This is a genomic window from Nostoc sp., from assembly GCF_036917135.1.
Lineage (GTDB): Bacteria > Cyanobacteriota > Cyanobacteriia > Cyanobacteriales > Nostocaceae > Nostoc.
In genome coordinates this window covers 202208-219272 of record NZ_JBALEA010000077.1, presented here as the reverse complement: position 1 = coordinate 219272, position 17065 = coordinate 202208, and the positions used below count along the sequence as shown (strand labels likewise).

The 17065-nt window shown below is 42.4% G+C and carries 10 protein-coding genes and 3 pseudogenes; 5 read left to right on the top strand and 8 right to left on the bottom strand.

What is annotated here, in order from left to right; all coding sequences use genetic code 11:
- The 5 genes from V7K50_RS25485 to V7K50_RS25465 all read right to left on the bottom strand — a co-directional run.
- A partial coding sequence (locus V7K50_RS25485) for an Hpt domain-containing protein (RefSeq protein WP_334964974.1) occupies positions 1 to 2899 on the bottom strand: 2899 nt, incomplete at its 3' end.
- A 109-nt stretch (positions 2900 to 3008) separates the two neighbouring features.
- Positions 3009 to 5948, bottom strand: a complete 2940-nt coding sequence (locus V7K50_RS25480) for a methyl-accepting chemotaxis protein (protein ID WP_334964972.1) — start codon at positions 5946 to 5948, stop codon at positions 3009 to 3011.
- 14 nt (positions 5949 to 5962) lie between these two features.
- Positions 5963 to 6493, bottom strand: a complete 531-nt coding sequence (locus V7K50_RS25475; RefSeq protein ID WP_334964970.1) for a chemotaxis protein CheW — start codon at positions 6491 to 6493, stop codon at positions 5963 to 5965.
- A gap of 13 nt (positions 6494 to 6506) precedes the next feature.
- Positions 6507 to 6872: a response regulator transcription factor gene (locus V7K50_RS25470; protein ID WP_069073698.1), complete on the bottom strand. Its 366-nt coding sequence runs from the start codon at positions 6870 to 6872 to the stop codon at positions 6507 to 6509.
- A gap of 512 nt (positions 6873 to 7384) precedes the next feature.
- Entirely contained in the window at positions 7385 to 8563 is a 1179-nt protein-coding gene (locus V7K50_RS25465) for a response regulator (protein WP_334964968.1), read from the bottom strand.
- 385 nt (positions 8564 to 8948) lie between these two features.
- Here V7K50_RS25465 and hmpF point away from each other — a divergent pair, with 385 nt between their 5' ends.
- On the top strand, positions 8949 to 10712 hold the full coding sequence (hmpF, locus tag V7K50_RS25460; RefSeq protein ID WP_334964966.1) for a pilus motility taxis protein HmpF: 1764 nt from the start codon (positions 8949 to 8951) through the stop codon (positions 10710 to 10712).
- Positions 10713 to 10940: 228 nt separating this feature from the next.
- On the opposite strand, the gene V7K50_RS25455 is transcribed toward hmpF, so the two are convergent.
- The 3 genes from V7K50_RS25455 to tilS are packed head-to-tail and all read right to left on the bottom strand — an operon-like array spanning position 10941 to position 12696.
- On the bottom strand, positions 10941 to 11342 hold the full coding sequence (locus V7K50_RS25455) for a helix-turn-helix domain-containing protein (RefSeq protein WP_334964964.1): 402 nt from the start codon (positions 11340 to 11342) through the stop codon (positions 10941 to 10943).
- The gene (locus V7K50_RS25450) at positions 11326 to 11625 is read right to left on the bottom strand and encodes a type II toxin-antitoxin system HigB family toxin (protein ID WP_334964962.1); all 300 of its coding nucleotides are present in this window, start codon (positions 11623 to 11625) and stop codon (positions 11326 to 11328) included. The genes V7K50_RS25455 and V7K50_RS25450 overlap by 17 nt, the downstream gene beginning before the upstream one ends.
- A 30-nt stretch (positions 11626 to 11655) precedes the next feature.
- Positions 11656 to 12696: a tRNA lysidine(34) synthetase TilS gene (tilS, locus tag V7K50_RS25445; RefSeq protein WP_334964960.1), complete on the bottom strand. Its 1041-nt coding sequence runs from the start codon at positions 12694 to 12696 to the stop codon at positions 11656 to 11658.
- A gap of 219 nt (positions 12697 to 12915) precedes the next feature.
- Between tilS and V7K50_RS25440 the strand changes: the two are divergent.
- The 4 genes and pseudogenes from V7K50_RS25440 to nrdJ (V7K50_RS25425) form a co-directional block, all read left to right on the top strand.
- A pseudogene (locus V7K50_RS25440) lies at positions 12916 to 13623 on the top strand (ribonucleoside-triphosphate reductase, adenosylcobalamin-dependent); the annotation flags it as partial.
- A gap of 133 nt (positions 13624 to 13756) precedes the next feature.
- The gene (locus V7K50_RS25435; RefSeq protein ID WP_334964958.1) at positions 13757 to 14035 is read left to right on the top strand and encodes a hypothetical protein; all 279 of its coding nucleotides are present in this window, start codon (positions 13757 to 13759) and stop codon (positions 14033 to 14035) included.
- Positions 14036 to 14396: 361 nt separating this feature from the next.
- Positions 14397 to 15626: pseudogene (gene nrdJ, locus V7K50_RS25430) on the top strand (ribonucleoside-triphosphate reductase, adenosylcobalamin-dependent); the annotation flags it as partial.
- A gap of 285 nt (positions 15627 to 15911) precedes the next feature.
- Positions 15912 to 16985: pseudogene (gene nrdJ / locus V7K50_RS25425) on the top strand (ribonucleoside-triphosphate reductase, adenosylcobalamin-dependent); the annotation flags it as partial.
- Between the last annotated feature and the right edge of the window lie 80 nt (positions 16986 to 17065).

Sequence of the window (17065 nt, the reverse complement as noted above, 5' to 3'; positions counted from 1 at the left end):
AAATTATATTTGCTGATAGTTCATCCACAGGATTTTCTGTGGTGTCCATCTGAATATATGTAGAGTCGTTTGTTGCGACATCTTCAAACAGCAGTCGCGGATTTTCATCGAAGGAGTCAAACAAATCACTTGACTCTACTTGGGATGATGCTGAATCGGAAGTTTCCCCAAAAATTATATTTGCTGATAGTTCATCCACAGGATTTTCTGTGCTGTCCATCTGAATATATGTAGAGTCGTTTGTTGCGACATCTTCAAACAGCAGTCGCGGATTTTCATCGAAGGAGTCAAACAAATCACTTGACTCTACTTGGGATGATGCTGAATCGGAAGTTTCCCCAAAAATTATATTTGCTGATAGTTCATCCACAGGATTTTCTGTGCTGTCCATCTGAATATATGTAGAGTCGTTTGTTGCGACATCTTCAAACAGCAGTCGCGGATTTTCATCGAAGGAGCCTAATGAATTAACTTCCAGATCAACAGCAGATATCTCTGGAGGCTGATTAGTAAATTCTGGAGCAAAATCTAAAGCTTCTGGTTGTTGCGGCCTGATAATTTCTTCCTCTGGATGGGGCGCAAACAGAGGCGTTTCAGGGATAAAGGCATCGTTGATTGCAGGGGAAATAGTTGAGTTACTTGGTGCTAGCTCATCAAATAAATTACTTTCAGAATCTGATGATAATATCAAGTCTAGCTGTTCTTGGTGCTGGAAATTAATATCAAAATCTTCTTCTATGTCAAAACTGCCTATAGTAGAAGGTATGGGCTGCTGACTATCAGCAAAAATGTCATCAGCCGCCGGAGTAAACAAACTCTCCTCTAAAGCACTTTCCACATTCTGCCCAATTAAGGAATCGAATTCTTTCTGTTTCTCCGTGGTTTCTTGGTTCCAGAAGTTGCTTGGATCATTTTCAGATTGAGAAAACTCAGGTGCTGTGGCTGGAGATATATCAAATAAATCACCGATTTCTGGTTCACTTGTCGGCAGTAGTGTCTGTTCTTCCATATCAGCAAATAAGTTGTCCAAAGACAAGCCAGTTTGCTGGGGTAATTCTATGTAGTCACTAGGGGAAATTTCTTCTACCCAATTTGCCTTTCTAGTTTCTAAGAATAAGTTATCAAAACTGTTTTGTTGGTTGGTAGATAGTTCTACAGCGACAAATGGCTCAGTTTCCGGTTGAATTGCTTCAACTGTTGGCAATAGTTCTTCATCATCATCAACTATATTATTTTGGGAAATCTCGCCAGGAGCCTGGTTTGGATCGCTAGGAATATCAATAAACTCTTGTAAATTTTCAGAAGAAGAAGAGTCTAAATTTATATCAAATTCGTTAATATCACTCAAATCGAGAGTGGTAGCAGATGTATCTTGATTTTGCGGTTCTGAATTCTCTTTTTCTAGGAAATTGTCGCCAAATAACAGGGATAAATCTTCTGTTGTGGCTGTGGTTGTTGGCTGCTGCGCGTTGCTTGTCTCTTGATCAAAGGAGAGGAAATCGGATAAATCGCCATCAGCAGCCTCAGCGTCAGTGCTGCTGAAATCAATTCCAAAATCATCGGTGGCAACAATATCTAAGGTTTCTTCTTGATGCCAGCTTTCATCTAGTTCGGGACTCTCACCATCAAATAAATCGGCAAGGGTATTTAACTCAGCTATTCCTACCTCTGGCCCATTGGGGTCAAGATTGTTACTGATTGGATGTGCTTCGTCATGTGTGGTGAAAGCAAGACTGGTGTGAGTTGCAGCGTTTAGTGGTGTTCCTTGTAACTGAATATAGGGGCGATCGCGATCGCTACTATTCTCGTTTAGATTCAGTTCTTCAGTTGTCTGGGCTAACGGTTCGGCGTTACTAGATGGAATTGGCTCTGATTCTGTCAAAGGCGCAGAATCTTCATTAAATAAATCCGGGTTAATTTCTAATAACTCAATTTCTGCCAAGCTCAAAAGTGCTTCTAGTTGCTGACTAATTGCAATTTCGGCTTCCCTACCTTGCAGAACTAATTCTTGAGCTTGCTTGATTTCGGTAATGACAATTTTAGCTAAAGTTAGATAAGTATTTTCGGGATTAGCGATCGCACTAGCTGCTGCTTGACACAAACCACACCACTTGGACAACTTCCAAGTTTCACCAAGTTTGACTAACTGGTAACAGCATTGCTGGAGATTTTGCCGAGTTGACGGGGTTGTGGTTTGCTTAAATAGTTGCAACATTTCCCGCAATGTTTGCAGCACTTGGGCTTGAAACTCGCCCCAGTTATTATTTTCTTGAGCGGTAACTGGCGATCGCCCAGCGTTAGCGAGTCTGGGAGTATCTCGCATCTCTTGGGGTTGGGGTGCTACCGAGTCTGAAGATTCCTGATGGGTGTCTTCTGCCAAACTGGGAATATCTCGCCGCAGGAAAAGTTCTGTAAGTGTGGAGACATTCTCTACAGAATTTGTGTGTAGTTCTGTTGCGGCGACTCCACTGTTCGCTTGTTGTACAAGTAGTTCCAGATGCTGATACAGCCATTGAAAGACTGGCTCAGTTTCAGACATCAAAGTATTAGCTGCATCTTCAGAAAGACCATAAGGGCCGCTCAAATGCTCTAACAGCGATTTTAGGGTATCAGATACACCAAGAAATAAAGACTCTAACTTTTGGTCAATCTGAACCGGATTATCTTTAAGAACTTTAAAACAATCTTCCAGACGGTGGGAGGTATGCTGGATGCTAGTCAATCCCAGCATCGCCGCTCCTCCTTTGATAGAGTGAGCCGCTCGGAAGACCTCACTGATCATTTCCGGGTCGTTCAGGGTACCCTCTAAATTCAGCAAGCCTTGCTCAATGGTATTCAGGTGATCCCTGGCTTCTTCAATAAAGTAACCCAAAATCCGCTGTTGTTGTTCCGGCAGCATAGCAAAAGTTATGAGTTATGAGTTATGAGTTATGAATTATGAGTTATGAATTATGAGTTACGAGTTGTGATTTTTATTTCTAACTCCTCACTCCTAACTCCTAACTTTGTTACCTGGTTTCCATAGTTTCCACTCGGAAACGTTCAACGGAGGCGATCAAGTCACGGGATACACCTACTAAGTGTTGTAGGGCACCTGAAACTCGCTGTGCTTCCTGGGAAGTTTCTTGTGCAGTCAGTTCTACTGATTGCATTACGTGAGCGACGGCGCGGGAGGTTTCAGTTTGTTCCACAGTGTCGCTAGTAATAGAGCGCACAAGAATATCGATGCGATTCGCTACTTGAATAATGTTTTCGAGCGATCGCTTGGCTTCTTCTGCCAATTTTGTCCCTTTAATTACTTGTTGTGTGCCTTCTTCCATTGCGGTCATTACTGAACCTGTTTCGCTTTGGATTTGCATCACAATTTGTTCAATTTCCTTCAGGGATTTAGCAGATTTATCTGCTAGCTGGCGCACTTCATCTGCCACGATCGCAAACCCGCGTCCAGCTTCTCCGGCTCTTGCCGCCTCAATACTAGCATTGAGTGCTAACAAGTTTGTTCTGGAAGCAATTTGAGAAATCAACGCCACAATTTTAGAAATTTCTTGGGAAGATTCCGCCAACCGCTTCACTTTGCGAGTGGTTTCGGCAACGGTTTCCCGAATTTCTAAAATCCCTGCTACGGTATTTTCTACTGCTTCGCCACCTTTGAGAGCGATCGTACTAGCATCGCGGGCAACGATTTCAGCTTCCCGCGCCGCCTCTGCTACCCGTTGAATCGAGTCAGTCATCACCTGTACAGAATTCAGCGTCACTACCAACTCTTCTGCTTGGCGCAAAGCATCACTAGATAAGGCTCTAGCAAAGGTTTCGGAGTTGGTTGCACCTTTTGTTACATCCTTCGCCGCCACTTTTACCTGTTGAACGATATCCCGCAAGTTTTGAATTGTCAGGTTAAAGGCATCAGCTACGGCTCCCAGTACGTCGGCTGTCACTTCAGCTTGGACTGTTAAATCGCCTCTAGCAGCTCCTTCCACATCATCCAAGAGACGAATCACCTGGCGTTGGAGGTTTTCTTTGGCTTCCTCTTGTTCATCGGCTTTCCGTTGGGCTTCACTTGTGGTTGTGAAAATTACCCGCGCCATTTCATTAAAGGCACTGGCTAAATGCCCCAATTCATCTTCGGAAAACACTGTGGCTTGAGCATTGAGATTTCCTTGACGTACAGCCTCAAACTGATTTTGCAGATCATCAGTTGTGCGCCGAATTTGTTTAAGCGCCAGATTACCCATGAAGCCTGCGGTAGCAAAACCTGCAATCCCAGCTGCTAGTGACATTGCCCAACCGGTATCGCGTACAGATTCTCGTTGTTGGGGTGGCGAAAATGTGGTAGCAACAAAGCTAACTGTGGCGACAACCAACGCCGAAACAATGCCCACACTTCCAGCAATTAACCATTGCTTCCTCTCAATGGAGGCATTCTCTAATGGTGCTAACCATCCTTGTTCGATGCTGACATTGGGTTCTAGTTTTGAGACATCTGTTTGGCTAAAGACTGGAACCGCTTCATGGGAACCAGTCATTGAGAATAGTTCTTCTTCGCGATCGGCTGTATTACTTGAAAAACCCTCTGCTACTTGAGAGCGTCCACTGTCACGAGCTTCTGCTGGAGAAGAATGCATTGCTAGATCGCCGAAGCTAGAATCTCCTTCGAGCATATCAAACCCGGGAATATTGCCTAAATCGTCAAATTCCTCAAAGTCATCTAAAAACTCGATATTGCTCTTAGAATTTTCTCCATTTAGTATAGTAGCTGAGTCTTCATAAGAGCTTAAACCCTCTGAACCAAAGGCAGACTCAAATGCTTCCATATCAAAATTTTCATCGCCATCTAAGCTATTTTGGCTGATTAATTCATCTGATTTAAACTGCTTTTCTTTTTGAGGTAACTTGCTACTAAAAGATGAAGATTCCTTAGATAAATCTGGCTGGAAAGCTTCCTCTTTTTGAAAATTTGTTGGTTTCAACCAATTATGCGCTTCTGTTTCAGGTAAATTATCCTGACTGTCGTATTCCAATTTGTTTGTTGTTGGCGAATCATTTCTCAGTTCTGCTGCAACAATCAGTAAGGTTTCGTCCCCAAAACTAGATTTGTTATATTCTAAATTGACAATACTCTGCTCTGGTGACTTTGACTCACTCAACAAATCAGGGAAATTATTCTCGCTATTACTAGGTTGTGAATTAGAAACCGAAGAGTTATTATTGTCAATAGTTGAATTTCCGTAAGGAGAATTTATCTCATTATCTGAGAATTGACTATTTACTAATGATTCTTCCAGAATATCTTCTGAGATATCTTCCTGCCAAAAAGCAGGCAATTCTAATTCTGTGTTCTCCTCCAAATTGCTATTTGTCCCTTGTTCCTGTAATTCTTCATCCAAGGCAAAGGGATCGTCACCAAAAGGTGTAGAAGAATCTGATATTTTTACTGTTCCAATACTATCTTCTGTAGGCAGATCAAATGGACTTTTTGAAGATAGCTCTTCAACCCCATTCACAGTCTCTTGATGCTCTCCAAAAAAGTTCAAATCCAGGTTCTTGCTGTCAAACTCTTCACTAGCCCCCAAATCTTCTAATTCTGGTTCGCTATATGCCAGTGCATCAGAAATCTGTGAGGAATTTATTTGTTCTTCACTTTCTGATGTATCAATCTCACCACTGAATGACTGTAAATATTGATCGATATTCTCAATTCCATTATTGGCAAAACCAATAATTTCTTGATCGTTAGTCAAGCCCAATACCTGTTGATATTCTTCTTTTGCTACATCATACTGCTGTAAAACATAGTAGATGTGACCCCTTAACAAATGGGAGTTGGGGTCATCTGGTAAATTTTGCACCACTTGGTCAACTAAAGTGGCGGCAACCTCATAATCCCTTTGAACATAGGCGGTCATCGCCTGTTGATATGTTGGCTCGTAATTATCAATACTTGCTGCCATTTCCTCCTCCAATTTCATCCTGCCCACCTAGCACTCCGTACAATTGCCATTTGATCGAGCAGTCGTAAACACTGATTGTTTTTAGTACCTAATGACCACTCTCCACGTAAAAAGGGAGCCATAGTATCTGGAACACCAGTTGGTGGCATGAGATTTTGGACATCTAACCAGTCCATACCACCGATTTCCTCTACTGCTAAACCCACTATTATGTCTTGCTCTTCAATGGCAATCACCGAAATTTCAGCTCTATCCGTGTTTAATGCACTTGCTTCCCCCAGAAATTGACCCAAGTCGGCCACCCAAATAACTCGACCTCGTAAATTTAGAGTACCCAAAAGTAAAGGAGAAGCATTAGGAATCGGGGTGATTCTATCAGGACTTAGTTCAATTACCTCCCGGATGCCAGTCGCTTGTAGTGCAAACTCCTGATGCGAGGGAATGTAAAACCTCAAATGTAACTCACCTTCAGGACTTTCTACTTGTAATTCTGGTCGGAAGTGGTCTTGACCGTTGCCACCTAAAAAGTCCGGTTTGCTGACCATGTTGTTTTTATCCTTATCCTCGCAGCAGTTGTTTGACTGTTCCTACCAACTCGGTTGGTTGAAACGGTTTGGCTATGTAAGCGTCTGCACCCTGCTTCATCCCCCAGTAGCGATCAAATTCTTCGCCTTTAGAAGAACACATAACCACAGGGACATTTTGGGTTTTTGGATCGGATTTTAACCGCCGACAAACTTCGTAGCCATTCATCCGGGGCATGACAATATCCAATACCACTAAATCGGGAGGTGCTATTTGAATTGCCTCTAATGCTTCTAATCCGTCACTGGCGTGGGTGACTGTTAGGCCAGTTGCTTTCAGGAGGTCTGTAATCATCTCCCTTTGCGCGATACTGTCTTCCACAATCAGAACTGTACTCATAAGTATCTATTTACCTCCTGATGTAGACGTTCCTAATTGGAACATTCCCTGATTCCTCCGCAAGTATTAACTGTATAAATTAATTGTAGGTTCTCACTATTTTCCTGGATATTGACATTTCACGAAGTTAGCTGACTCTGTGATAACATCTTTTAACTCATCTTTTAGTAGATCAACAAATCTTTGATCTCTTTATATGCCCCATAGATGAGGAAGACTAGGGAGATGAGGGAGATAAATTAATTCAAAATTCAAAATGACGCTCTCTTCAAGACGCTAAAAGCGTAGCTTGCTTCTCTGAAAGAGTACGCGGACTCGCTTGCCGTCGGCGCTAACAAAATTCAAAATTAAAGAACTTCTGCCCAATGCCCCATGCCCAATACTTCTCTACGAGAGGCTGCGCCAACGACTTCTCTACGAGACGCTACGCGTAGCTTGCTTCCCCATTCGCGTAGCGTCCCGTAGGGAAGGGGTACGCTCAGTACAAGTGCCCAATGCCCAATGCCCTATTTTCATTGGTTGTTGATATATTTCTCTACAAGCATGAGTAACTCAGTGTCTGTAAACGGTTTTGTTAAATAATCTGTTGCCCCGACCATACTAGCTTTGACTCGATCAATAAACCCATCTTTCCCAGTAAGCATGATAATTGGTGTGAGTCGAAATGCTGTTGAATGTCGCAGCATGGCGCAAACCTCGTACCCCTCCAATTCCGACATAGCAATGTCGCATAAAATTAAGTCGGGTTTGAGTTGAAAAACCAGACTCAATGCCTCCAAAGGATTGGTGAGAGCGATCGCTTCATAACCTTGTGGTTGTAAGATGGAATTTATAGTCTCACCGATGGCGATCGCATCGTCAATACATACTATCCGCCCCATCGGTTTTCCCTTCAATTCCCAACTATCCGTATGGGCATCTGTTTTGTTTGTCTCTGAATATACTAACTGTAGCCAACTTTGTTGCAAATAAGGATATATTGCCTTAGCGACTGTCAAAATATCTCGGTTGAGATGGCGAGCCAGTTGACGCAAGGATGTTTTACCATCAGCCCAATGTTTTAGCTTATTCACGGTTGCTTCTGGTAGGGAAGATTGCAAGTGAACTTTGTCAGATAGTACTGGCAATTGTTCTGGGGACTGAATGTGTGGATAGAGTTGCTTCCACTCTTGCACCTGTTTGGTAATTTTTGTCACAAATGGAGAAATCTCAAAAGTGTTTAATTGCGGGGCAAGTGCCACACCCTGATGGAAAATGAAGTTGCCTTGGCGTAAACTCAGCAGGTCAAAGAGAGTTTCATGCACCAAGCCCTGAATGATACTACCAGCGATTTTTGGGTTGATAATATTCCGCTCCAAGAGTGCCCAAAGATAGGCATACTCTGGCGCGTCGGTTGGTGGTAGGGAGGCAATTTGTTTGTCGGTGAGTCGCATTTCAACTTGGTAATGACGTAAATAATCGCTAATTCTGGCTAAACTACTCTCACCTTCTTGGCAATAGATAATTTGACCATTCAAGAAAAATACGAACCAAGACTGTTGTTTCGGGGGATAAATGCTTACTCCCTCTCCACCCAGTTTGTTGTTATAGTGGCAACTATGAGCTTCCACCCATAGTTGCCCAGTTCGCTGTCCCAACTCAATCAATTGCAAGATACTGCAAATATCAATTTCACTTAAATTTCCCTGCATTTATCTAAAAAGTACTCCTTAAGTATTGCTGAATTCTCAATTCTGAATTCTGACTTCTTCTTTAAGTATTGATTATGTAGTATTGGAAAGATTTTTACTCTCTTCCTTGTTCTCACAGGAGAATACATTAAACTATAAACCTTTATTTTTCGTAATACACTTTGACAAAGCTAGTGTTAACACGGAAGTCATCATCACTGTCATCAGTACAAAATATAAAGGCGCGACTAGGTCGCTTGTATAAGTATCAAGACGTAATATCTCACGTCTATAGTTTTGTCTGTCTTGTTCTCCTAAACCTCGGTTCAGTGAGACAAGTTAACAGAATTATTTAAGATATATCCCAAAAAATGAAGTTTAAGTGCATCAATAAAGGACTAACGGTGTGCTGTATTTAGCAGAAGTACAAAAACAGAAAGGTGGTTTACTCAGTGGCGGTGCCAAAACCGAACTGAAACTGCTAGCTTGTCAGCGAACTGACCAGAATTGGAGTACTGTGTCAGAAGAAGTGATTGCAGCTGAGGACGCAAGCAAGTTAAATGATGGCGCTCTGGTATTGGTTGAACTGAATCCGAATCGTCAAGTGCAACGGGTTCAAGAAGCAGGGCGGCCATTAGTCAATATTTTGCAGAATTTTTCCCGCCAGTTGGAGAAGTTTAAGCTCAAGGAAGATGAGATTGATCAGTGGAAACAGTCGCTAACGTTTCAGGCGCAAGAGTTGAATCGCCGTGAAATGGACATGGAGGTACGCTCAGAACAGTTGCAAGAAATGGAGGATGAGTCGCAACGTCTGGAGGAGCAAAAACAGGAAGTTGACACCTCGCGCCAGGAAATTGAACGATTGCAAGCAGAAATTGATCGCAACCGCCAGGAGTTGGAAGGCGCTTGGGATCATTTACGGGGTGAACAGCGTCGCCTAGATGAACGTCTTGCGGATTTTAAATCAGGGACGGTTTTGGATGAAGAACAAAGTCGGGTAATGAGTGAGTTGCTCGATCGCTTGTCTAGTCGTGTTGTTCCCACGGAAAAAGTCAGAGAACATCTGCATTTGGCCTTTGAATTGGTGGAAAACCAGCAAGCTACTCTTACCCCACACTGGCAAAAACTGGAGGAGCAAAAAACCGCGATCGCTCAACAGCAAGAAGAAGTAGAGCGTTTGTCACAAACTTTTAGCGATCGCCAAAATGCATTACAAGAAGCCCAAAATTCTCTAGTTCAGCAAACAGCCCAATTGGAGATAAATACAGCAAACCTTACTAACAAGCAAGAGTATGCTCGGATCATCAAAGAGCAGTTACGAAACGCCGAAGAGTTATATCAACAAATGCACTCTTTAGCTGCAACATCTGGTGATGTAGTTCTCGGCCAGCAAGTTGATGTGGAAGCTTTGAATAAATTGCCTTTAGAAGAACTACAAAAAATAGTGCAAGACTTGCAGCATAAGGTGCAAATAGACGCTAGCTTTGTTCACGATCAAGAACAAGAACTGATATATAAACAAGAAGCTATAGAAGAACTCCAAACTAAAATAAATAAGGCATCTGACCATGACCACATTAATTTGGAACTCGAACTAACGGATGAAAAAGACCTCTATCAGATGCTAAATTCCAGTTTGGTGGGACAACGCCGCAATATGCTACAGCATCAGAAGTTTCTCAAGCAACACCAAGCTGTACTGCTGAGACGGCAAGGACATACTGTTGCTGAGGAAGCAGAAAGTAACAACAAAATTAATTTAGAACCGATTCTGTTACAAATTGAAACCCAGCGACAACAATATTCACAGGAAATCCAAAAACTGGAACGCGAGATTGAGCAGATTCGTTCTGGTATTGAGCTAAATCAGGGAATGATTGACAATCAAGCTCACGATTTAGATGAAAAGCGTCGTGAACTGAAAGCGATCGAGGAAAACTTGCTATCTCTACGAAGAACAACTGCTGAATACTTTGGTCGAGTGAATCTTTATCAAGAAGCATTACAACCAATTCAGGATTCTTTAGATGGATTACGGCAAAAGTTGCAAGGAATTGGCGAATCTTTGGATCAATTCCAAGAAACTGGTGATGATCAAGTCCAAGCGATCGCACAGTTGCGCCATACTCTCCAGAGTTTAATGCCTCAGCCGGAATTACTGGCGTCTTAACAAGTTAGGAGTTAGGAGTGATGAATTCAAGAAACTTCATAACTCAAATCTCAAGACAGAAAACCAAAAACTCATAACTTTTAACTCCTAACTCCTAACTATTTCAAACAGATCCAGTCGCCTTCTACTTGAGCGATCGCACCACCGGGAAATGGATCAGTTTGCGATCAGGCTTCAGCCCTAACTTATTTTTTTGTGCTAAAGCCCAAGTACGAACTACGAGCTTAGTTATTCCATGAATAAACTAGATTCTACATGAAAAAAGTCTCCCAGTCTACGCGCTTGTTCTGTATTTATCTTCTCTTGTCCATTTAAAATCTTATCAACCAAATATTCTGTTCCTAAAACCGCTACTAAATCATTTCTGCTTCTCTCAGATTCCTCTAAAATAAATAACAACATAGATAGAGGATTATTCTGCTGGCTTGGTTGATAATATTCTTGTTCAAATTTTTCGATTAAAGTAATTAATAACTGATAAAGTTCGTCTTCTTCTGGGGTGCGTTGCCGGTGCATTAAATCTTCTACTATCGCTAAAGCTTGCTCATTTTCAGCTTCACTTTTTATCAGCTTGGGAAGATAAGCTGTTAATAGTTCTTTGTATTTATCTGGATTAAAAGTAAGGGTCATTCTTCCAGTTCTCCTTATCGTATTCCGCATGGGTGAGGATATACTTAATATAAATTAACTGCCCTTCATAATCTATACTAACAATCAAGCGATATTTATTTCCTTTAATATTGAAAACTGTAAAATTACTAACAGCTTCAGCTTTAGGAAAAACCTGCTGTACTTCAACTAAATTTGGCCATCTCGCTTTAGTAGCAACTTTATACCAATTGCTTAATGCTTCCTGACAATCTGTATGGCTTTCCGCATATTCTCTTAATATCCTAAAACTGATAATGTGCATCGTCCCCGATCGCAAAAAGACTTTAAATAATTATTTCAAACAGATCCAGTCGCCTTCTACTTGAGCGATCGCACCACCAGGAAAGGGATCAGTTTGCGATCGGTTCGGCGCTATAATTAAAGCCGTTAATTTTTCGATGTGTTCAAAACTAGGGGCATCAGTCAATATTTGCTGCAATACCTGACGCATTACCCGACGTTGCAGTGCCAGTGGTGCTTTCTGCAATACCCGACGATTTAGCCTCAAGGGAAGAAGAGTAAGGGAATCTTCTTCATCCCCCATACTTCGGCTTACCTCGGCTTCGCTCGGCACAAGTCGCTCAGTACAAGTGTCCAATGCCCCATCCCGTAACTGCTGGGCAGCTTTTTCTAAATATTCCACTTCCGCTTGGAGAAGTTCTGCTGTTTGGGCTAAAGCTGATTCTACTTGGGGGTTGAAATTATCTCGCAAATATGGTATTAACTCTTGGCGAATGCGGTTGCGGGCATATTGCAAATCTTGATTGGTGGAATCTTGCCAAATTGGTAATTTAAATTCTTGACAAAATTGCTCTGTTTGTATTCGCGTGATTTCTAAAAGTGGACGCACTAACATAATCTCTGTAGTTAGAGGACGTTGCCAAGTTAGGGCTTGTAAGCCATCAGCACCAGTACCGCGAATTAAATTGTAGAGGAGAGTTTCGGCGCGATCGCTGGCGGTGTGTCCTGTAACTATATATTGATAATTATTTACCTGTGCGATCGCACTTAAAGCTTGATACCGCCAATCCCGTGCAGTCGCTTCACTATTTATCGGTTTGTTGGCTGTTTCTAAATAAAAGGATATACCCCAAGTTTTCGCTAAATTTTCGACGTGGTGAGCATTCGCTTGGGAGTCAGAACGCCAGCGATGATCGCAGTGAGCGATACCTAAAGACCATCGCCATTTGGATTGTAAATCTAAAAGTAACTTTATTAAACACAGAGAATCTTGTCCGCCGGAGACAGCGATTAATAGGCGCTGGTTGCGGTCAAATAAGTGGCGCGATCGGATGGTGCGATGTATTTTTGCATGTACGGGAGTCCATACCATATAGAAATAATTTACTCGTAGCTGAATGTGTGCTAATTAAAACCGAGTATATATCTCCCACCCAAGGCTGAGGGACATTATACATCATAAATTTTTGTTGTAATTAGTGCAGAGTAAAACTAGCGTCAAGTGGACAATTTGACAATCTTTAATACTAAAACTACTTAGCGTATAGTCATAATCTGTCCGCATGCAAGAAGAACGCAAGACACTTAATATATGGTTCAGAATCTCGAAAGAACACGCCAGAGTGCAAGGTTTCCAGAAACGGCACCGGCTGCTAATCCCGTATTTTTTAGAACCTATAGCCGCCGTACCAAGGCGGGACTAAGGGAAACATGGGATGAGGTGTGCGATCGCACTATACTCGGCTTAATTGAGTTAGGAAAACTAACTCCAGAAGAAGTTGCCATCCTATCCAGGATGCAGCGTAACTTAAAAGCCATGCCCAGTGGACGCTGGCTGTGGGTTGGTGGTACAGACTGGATAACCAAGCCAAAGAACTTTTCCGGGGCTTATAATTGCACCTCCACCAATCTCGAAGATTGGAGTGCCTTCGGATTAATGATGGATTTGGCAATGATGGGCTGTGGTACTGGAGCCGTTCTAGAACCACAATTTATTAACGTCACTATTTACGTTGGAGATAGTCGTGAAGGTTGGGTTGAATCATATCAAACCCTATTAGAACTCTCTACTGATGAACAATTTTCAGCAGAAGTTGAAGTATTAGTTGATATCAGTGATGTTAGAAAAGCCGGAGAAACTCTCAGCAGCTTTGGAGGAGTCGTTAATCCTGTAAAATTGCCTGGACTTTATCAGCGTTGTGCTTTCATCCTGAATAAAGCTATGGGAGGACAATTAAATTCAGTTGAATGCTGCCTGTTAATTGATCAAGCTGCTGTACAGTGTCTGCATGGAAAGCTTGTTGCAGAACAAGCTAACTTCTTAGCAACTGTTACTGCGGGAAAGTCAGCCTACATAAATAAGCAGAGTCAGTCTGGTGTTTATCAGGCTCCCAGACTGACTCCTAAGTTCAAAAACATAGAAGGACTGAACGATGATGAAACCTAAAATTCCATCTACTATCCAACCCCATTTAAAGGTTAAACCAATGGAGACAGAAAGAAAAGCCCCAGAGGAACCCTTCTGGAAGAAACTTCCAAAACCCATTATTAATGCTACCGTTATTGGTTCATTGGCTGCTTTTGTAATAGCACTCTCAGCTTTGGGAGTGTTGGCAGGAGCCAACTGTGGGAGCCTGCACGTTCAACTTAGCCCTTTTGAATTGCAACTCATAAAAGGAAGTTGTACGCTATCTGGTCAACAAATGAAATAACCTTCTGCTAGGGCAGGTTTATGATGCCTGCCCTTACCTGGGCGATCGCTCCTTAGTTTTAGGGGGTGGTTTTGGCTAAAGATCAATGTTGATCCGATCGGATTGTGCAGTGTATTTTTGCATGTAGGGGAGTCCATACCATATAGAAATAATTTACTCGTAGCTGAATGTGTGCTAATTAAAACCGACTATATATCTACCACCCAAGGCTGAGGGACATTATACATCATAAATTTATGTTGCAAATAGTCCGGTCTAGAGGTAGCGTAAAGTGGACAATTTGACAATCTTTAATACTCAAACTACTTAGCGTATAGTCATAATCTATCCGCAAGCAAGAAGAACGCAAGACACTTAATATATGGTTCAGAATCTCGAAAAAACACGCCAGAGTGCAAGGTTTCCAGAAACGGCACCGGCTGCTAATCCCGTATTTTTTAGAACCTATAGCCGCCGCACCAAGGCGGGACTAAGGGAAACATGGGATGAGGTGTGCGATCGCACTATACTCGGTTTAATTGAGTTAGGAAAACTAACTCCAGAAGAAGTTGCCATCTTATCCAGGATGCAGCGTAACTTAAAAGCTATGCCCAGTGGACGCTGGCTATGGGTTGGTGGTACAGACTGGATAACCAAGCCAAAGAACTTTTCCGGGGCTTATAATTGCACCTCTACCAATCTCCAAGACTGGAGTGCCTTCGGCTTAATGATGGATTTGGCAATGATGGGCTGTGGTACTGGAGCGGTTCTAGAACCACAATTTATTAACAAGTTGCCCTCCATCCGTAATCAACTGAATGTCACTGTACAAGGTGAAATTGGCAGCACTCCTGTGCAACAGCGACGTGAATATACTGAAACTAATATAGAAGACAATAAGGTCACTATTCACGTTGGAGATAGCCGTGAAGGTTGGGTTGAATCATATCAAGCCCTATTAGAACTCTCCACTAATGAACAATTTTCAGCAGAAGTTGAAGTATTAGTTGATATCAGTGATGTGAGAAAAGCCGGAGAAACTCTCAACGGCTTTGGAGGAGTTGCTAATCCTGTAAAATTGCCCGGACTTTATCAGCGTTGTGCATCTATTCTGAATAAAGCTTTAGGACGACAATTAAATTCAGTTGAATCTTGTCTGTTAATTGATCAAGCTGCTGTCACAATTGTTGCCGGTAACATTAGGCGATCAGCTGGGATGAGGCAAGGTTCTAACGAAGATAGTTTGTTCGCCGATGCCAAAGATAATTTATGGCAGCAAGATGAAAGTGGCAATTGGCGAATCGATCCAGAGCGCGATGCTCTAAGAATGGCAAATCATACGAGAGTTTTTCACCGCAAGCCAACCTTAGAAGAATGTATTGGTGCTGTCGGCAAACAATATTACAGTGGCGAGGGAGCGATTCAATGGGCTGGTGAAGCTGTGGCGCGATCGAACATTGATTTGCTGCCAACTCCTAACTTAAAAATTGATTTCTTGAAAGCTTATGAACAGGGAACAGCAAAACAATGGTTACAGGAACGCTATCCCCAACTCGATGCTAATGAGCTAGAACATCGTTTAGCTCGTTACGCTTTAAATCCGTGTGGTAAGTGATTTTGCCTCACGTTAAAAACCTCGCAAAAACGGGGAAAGCTGAGATGCTAATCCCGTGGTAATCAAAGGAAGTAAAAAGCCTTTGACACCGTACAGCGTAGAGAGTGAAACTAGATTACATTGAAAATTGGTGTCTAGAATATAATCTCTCCAAGAGTGCGGGGGCGGATGTGAAAAAAACTTTTATGATCTAAAGTCACATCTGCAAAATGTACGCGGAGCTACTGCAAATAATCAAGCAGTAGAACTAGGGGATAAAAAGCCTCTAGGGTAACAAGTCTGGAAATCATCGGTAGTAACTTCCACTGTAATTTGTCAGAGGTTCACCTGAATCAAATCGACCCACATAATTACAAAGAACAAGAGGAAGCTTTCACTGCTGGGGCATTATCTGTAGCAGCACTTTTAAATCACAAATTCCTGGAACCACGCTATCAATACAGCCGTGAATTAGACCCGATTGTGGGAGTTTCTTTTACTGGCTTATTTGATTTCTTTGTCCATGCATTTGGTGTTGATTGGCTGCGCTGGTGGGAAGCAGGAAGACCTGCTACTCCACAAGGATTAGCTTTCAAGCGTGAGGAAGAGAAATACCTAAGTTCTTGGAAAGATATTGTACATCGGGTGGTTTGGGATTACTGCGATCGCCACAATCTCAAACGTCCAAATCGCTGTACCACAGTCCAACCCAGTGGTACTAAGGCTTTATTAACTAACGCTAGTTCAGGCTGGCATCCCCCCAAAGCCCAAAGATTCATTCGCCGGATCACTTTTGGGAAAAATGACCCAGTAGCCTTAGCTTGTATTGACTATGGTTATAATGTCATTCCCTCACAATCTGACAAAGATGAACAAGGCAATTTGCTCAACGATCCCTTTGATCCACGGGTGACTGAGTGGCTAGTAGAAATCCCTGTTTCTGTAACTTGGGCTGATTTATCTGGGGCTGATGAAATTGATATTTCTAAGTTTTCAGTCTTATCCCAATTTGATTTTGTCCTCCAAGTTCAGCGTTGGTACGTGACTCACAACACATCAGCTACTTTGGAACTTCGCTCTGATGAAATCGAGCCTTTGGGACAGCGCATCTACGAAACCATTCAGAATGATGAGGGATATATTTCAGCAGCTCTTTTAGCCCGTTTTGACGATTTGCAATCATTCCCACGTTTACCGTTTGAACCAATAGATAAATCAACCTACGATCGCTTAACTCAAGAGGTGAAAGCGCGGCGCAAAACAGATGACTTCTGTGCAGTGTTAAGCCGCTACGATTTAGGCGAAATGGCAGAGGCCGGCCCTAGTGGCTGTGATTCTGATAAGTGTATGTTTCCCGATCAGCAACCAAGCTCATAAGGAGTAGGGAGTGGGGAGTGGGGATGAGGGAGATGAGGGGGATGAGGGAGATTACTTAATAATCAATGCCCAATACAACT